At 72.8% G+C, this 4,711-nt stretch carries 5 protein-coding genes; all 5 read left to right on the forward strand.

Annotated features, from left to right (window positions below):
• The first annotated feature begins 190 nt into the window (after window positions 1-190).
• On the forward strand, window positions 191-553 hold the full coding sequence (gene aroH / locus AB0958_RS44455; protein WP_358977371.1) for a chorismate mutase: 363 nt from the start codon (window positions 191-193) through the stop codon (window positions 551-553).
• Window positions 550-1,635, forward strand: a complete 1,086-nt coding sequence (locus AB0958_RS44460) for a prephenate dehydrogenase (protein WP_366896183.1) — start codon at window positions 550-552, stop codon at window positions 1,633-1,635. The genes aroH and AB0958_RS44460 overlap by 4 nt, the downstream gene beginning before the upstream one ends.
• Before the next feature lie 109 nt (window positions 1,636-1,744).
• Window positions 1,745-2,431: a (d)CMP kinase gene (cmk, locus tag AB0958_RS44465; protein WP_366896184.1), complete on the forward strand. Its 687-nt coding sequence runs from the start codon at window positions 1,745-1,747 to the stop codon at window positions 2,429-2,431.
• A gap of 53 nt (window positions 2,432-2,484) precedes the next feature.
• A complete protein-coding gene (locus AB0958_RS44470; RefSeq protein WP_366896186.1) occupies window positions 2,485-3,102 on the forward strand; it encodes a lysophospholipid acyltransferase family protein in 618 nt (205 codons plus the stop codon).
• A 46-nt stretch (window positions 3,103-3,148) separates the two neighbouring features.
• On the forward strand, window positions 3,149-4,711 hold a 1,563-nt coding region (gene der, locus AB0958_RS44475), incomplete at its 3' end, for a ribosome biogenesis GTPase Der (RefSeq protein WP_366896185.1).

Below are 4,711 nucleotides of genomic sequence, written 5' to 3' on the forward strand. Positions count from 1 at the left end.
GGGTCATGTGGCGGAGCCACCTGGCCCGCCACCCCGTGCGTCGAGCGTGCGTGCCGGGCGTCGCGACGCCGCGGAGATCCATCAGAAGGGCCCTAAGGCGTCTCAGCGGGCGGGCACGGCGCACGGGTCCGGCGGCGGTCTGACTACGCTGGACGGAGCAAGAGGGCGACGTCAGAACAGGAGCAGCACCGTGGCGGTACGAGCGGTCCGTGGGGCCGTCCAGCTGGAGCGGGACGAGGCCGGTCACATGGACGAGCAGGTCGGAGCACTGCTCACGGCCATCCTGGAGCGGAACGGGCTGACCGCCGACGACCTGATCAGCATCTGGTTCACGGCCACGCCCGACCTGCACAGCGACTTCCCGGCGGCCGCCGCGCGCAAGCTCGGCATCGTCGACGTGCCCCTGATCTGCGCCCAGGAACTGGACATCGCGGGCGCCATGCCCAGGGTCGTACGGATCCTGGCGCACGTCGAGTCCGAGCGGCCCCGCGCCGAGATCAACCACGTCTACCTCGGGGCGGCGGCCGCCCTGCGCAAGGACATCGCCCAGTGAGAACCGCGCTCGTCATCGGTACCGGCCTGATCGGTACCTCCGCCGCGCTCGCCCTTTCCCAGCGGGGCGTCGTCGTCCACCTCGCCGACCACGACCCCGAGCAGGCCCGCACCGCGGCCGCGCTCGGCGCGGGCACCGACGAGGCGCCCGCCGGCCCCGTCGACCTGGCGATCGTCGCCGCCCCGCCCGCCCATGTGGCGTCCGTCCTCGCGGACGCCATGGGCAGGGGCGTGGCCCGCGGCTACATCGACGTGGCCAGCGTCAAGGGCGGCCCGCGCCGCGAGCTGGAGGCGCGCGGCCTGGACCTGTCGTCCTACATCGGCACGCACCCCATGTCCGGCCGGGAGAAGTCCGGCCCGCTGGCGGCCACCGCCGACCTCTTCGAGGGCCGCCCCTGGGTGCTCACCCCGACCCGGGACACCGACACCGAGGTGCTGAACCTCGCCCTGGAGCTGGTCTCGCACTGCCGCGCCGTCCCGGTCGTCATGGACGCCGACGCCCACGACCGCGCCGTGGCCCTGGTCTCCCACATGCCCCACCTGGTCTCCAGCATGGTCGCCGCCCGACTGGAGCACGCCGAGGAAGCGGCCGTACGCCTGTGCGGGCAGGGCATCCGCGACGTGACCCGGATCGCCGCCTCCGACCCCCGGATGTGGATCGACATCCTCTCCGCGAACCCCGGCCCGGTCGCCGACCTGCTCGCCGACGTCTCCGCCGACCTCGACGAGACGGTCCGCGCGCTGCGCGCCCTGCAGTCCCCGGACGAGTCCGAGCGGCGCGAGGGCGGCGCCGGCATCGAGGACGTGCTGCGCCGCGGCAACGCGGGCCAGGTCCGGGTGCCCGGCAAGCACGGCTCGGCGCCGCGGGCCTACGAGGTCGTGGCGGTGCTCATCGACGACCAGCCCGGCCAGCTGGCCCGGATCTTCGCGGACGCCGGCGCGGCCGGGGTCAACGTCGAGGACGTGCGGATCGAGCACGCGACCGGTCAGCAGGCCGGTCACGTCCAGCTGTGGGTCGAGCCGAAGGCGGTGCCGGTGCTCACGTCGGCGCTGCGGGACCGTGGCTGGGCGCTGCGGCAGTAGACGACAGGACCTGCGCTGATTTTGGCGGTCCCGGGGGCCGGTAACCTTGTGCGGGGCGCACTGGCGTCCCGCACACCACCCACCACCTGCACCCGGAAGGTGTCCCCCCGTGGAAAACGGCGCCGCAAAGCCCGTGATTGTCGCGATCGACGGCCCCTCGGGCACCGGCAAGTCGAGCACGTCCAAGGCCGTGGCCGCGCAGCTGGGCCTCAGCTACCTGGACACCGGCGCCCAGTACCGGGCGATCACCTGGTGGATGGTGAACAACGGCATCGACCTCACCGACCCCACGGCGATCGCCGCGGTGGCCGGCAAGCCGGAGATCGTCTCCGGCACCGACCCGGCCCACCCGACGATCACGGTCGACGGCGTCGACGTCTCCGGCCCGATCCGCACCCAGGACGTCACCTCCAAGGTGAGCGCGGTCAGCGCGGTGCCCGAGGTACGCACCCGGATCACCGAGCTCCAGCGTTCCCTGGCCTCCTCCGCCGAGGCCGGGATCGTCGTCGAAGGCCGGGACATCGGCACCACCGTGCTGCCCGACGCCGACCTGAAGGTCTTCCTCACCGCCTCCGCCGAGGCGCGTGCCGCCCGCCGCAGCGGCGAACTGAAGGGCGCCGACGTCAACGCCACCCGCGAGGCCCTGCTCCAGCGGGACGCGGCCGACTCGACCCGCAAGACCTCGCCGCTCGCCAAGGCGGGCGACGCGGTCGAGGTGGACACCACCGAGCTGACGCTGGCCCAGGTCATAGAGTGTGTCGTCACCCTCGTCGAGGAGAAGCGGGCCGGGAAGTGAGCCTTCCGTCGCAGCGGGGCGCCGAGACCGGGCGGCGCATCGGGGTCGGCCTCATGTACGGGCTGTGGAAGCCGCGCGTGCTCGGCGCCTGGAAGATGCCCGCGCAGGGCCCGGCGATCCTCGCCGTGAACCACTCCCACAACATCGACGGACCGATGGTGATGGGCGTGTCGCCGCGGCCGACGCACTTCCTCATCAAGAAGGAGGCGTTCGTCGGCCCGCTCGACCCGTTCCTGACCCGGATCGGCCAGCTGAAGGTGGACCGCCGGTCCACCGACCGCACGGCGGTCACCCGGGCGCTCGGCGTCCTGGAGGCCGGGGGAGTGCTCGGGATCTTCCCCGAGGGCAGCCGGGGCGACGGCGACTTCGCCGCGCTGCGCGCGGGCCTCGCCTACTTCGCGGTGCGCTCCGGGGCGCCCGTCGTGCCGGTGGCCGTCCTGGGAAGTTCCGAGCGGCAGGGACGGTTGGTAAAGGGGCTGCCGCCGCTGCGCTCCCGCGTCGACGTCGTCTTCGGCGACCCGTTCGAGGCGGGCGACGGCACCGGCCGCCGCACCCGCAAGGCCCTGGACGAGGCCACCGAGCGCATCCAGAAGCAGCTCACCGGCCACCTGGAAAACGCCAGGCGTCTGACCGGACGCCAGGCGACACTGAGTAGTGGATCCGCCCGGTAAGGGCTGTTCCACCGATCACCACGATGAACGACGAGGTACGGACTTCATGAACGACCACAGCCAGCCCGGCGACTCGGCTGCGCACGAGTACGACCACGGGGCGCTCGGCGACGCCGAGTACGCGGAGTTCATGGAGCTCGCCGCCGAAGAGGGCTTCGACATCGAGGACGTCGAGGGCGCCATCGAGGCGGCGGGCCACGGACCGCTCCCCGTCCTGGCCGTCGTCGGCCGCCCGAACGTCGGCAAGTCGACACTCGTGAACCGCATCATCGGCCGCCGTGAGGCCGTCGTCGAGGACAAGCCCGGCGTCACCCGCGACCGGGTGACCTACGAGGCCGAGTGGGCGGGCCGCCGCTTCAAGGTCGTCGACACCGGCGGCTGGGAGCAGGACGTCCTCGGCATCGACGCCTCCGTGGCCGCCCAGGCGGAGTACGCGATCGAGGCGGCCGACGCGGTCGTGTTCGTCGTCGACGCCAAGGTCGGCGCCACCGACACCGACGAGGCGGTCGTACGCCTGCTGCGCAAGGCCGGCAAGCCCGTCGTGCTGGCCGCCAACAAAGTCGACGGCCCGAGCGGCGAGGCCGACGCGGCCTACCTCTGGTCCCTGGGCCTCGGCGAGCCCCACCCGGTCTCCGCGCTGCACGGCCGCGGCACCGGCGACATGCTGGACGCCGTCCTGGAGGCGCTGCCCGAGGCACCCGAGCAGACCTTCGGCGGGGCCGGGGTCGGCGGCCCCCGCCGGATCGCCCTCATCGGCCGTCCGAACGTCGGCAAGTCCTCCCTCCTCAACAAGGTGGCGGGCGAGGAGCGCGTCGTCGTCAACGAACTCGCCGGCACCACTCGCGACCCCGTCGACGAGCTGATCGAACTCGGCGGAGTCACCTGGAAGTTCGTCGACACCGCGGGTATCCGCAAGCGCGTCCACCTCCAGCAGGGCGCCGACTACTACGCCTCGCTGCGCACCGCGGCGGCGGTGGAGAAGGCCGAGCTCGCGGTCATCCTGATCGACGCCTCCGAGTCCATCTCGGTGCAGGACCAGCGCATCGTCACCATGGCCGTCGAGGCGGGCCGCGCGGTCGTCCTCGCCTTCAACAAGTGGGACACCCTCGACGAGGAGCGCCGCTACTACCTGGAGCGCGAAATCGAGACCGAGCTCGGCCAGGTCGCCTGGGCGCCTCGCGTCAACGTCTCCGCGCGCACCGGACGCCACATGGAGAAGCTGGTCCCCGCGATCGAGACCGCCCTGGCCGGCTGGGAGACCCGCGTGCCGACCGGCCGTCTCAACGCCTTCCTCGGCGAGCTGGTCTCCGCCCACCCGCACCCGGTGCGGGGCGGGAAGCAGCCGCGCATCCTGTTCGGCACCCAGGCCGGCACCAAGCCGCCGCGGTTCGTCCTGTTCGCCTCCGGGTTCATCGAGGCGGGCTACCGCCGCTTCATCGAACGCCGGCTGCGCGAGGAGTTCGGCTTCGAGGGCACGCCGATCCACATCTCCGTGCGGGTACGCGAGAAGCGCGGCGCGACACGGTCTGGGTCGCCGCCTCCTGGTACCGGCCGGGCGGACAGCACAGCCCGGAGGAGATCGCCCGGCAGTACCTGTCGATGGTGCTGG

The sequence above is a fragment of the Streptomyces sp. NPDC006655 genome, from assembly GCF_040703965.1.
In the GTDB taxonomy this organism is placed as follows: domain Bacteria; phylum Actinomycetota; class Actinomycetes; order Streptomycetales; family Streptomycetaceae; genus Streptomyces.

Coding starts and splice junctions, on each gene's coding strand:
- AB0958_RS44470 (WP_366896186.1), top strand. CDS start 2,485: ATGTACGGGCTGTGGAAGCCGCGCGTGCTCGGCGCCTGGAAGATGCCC.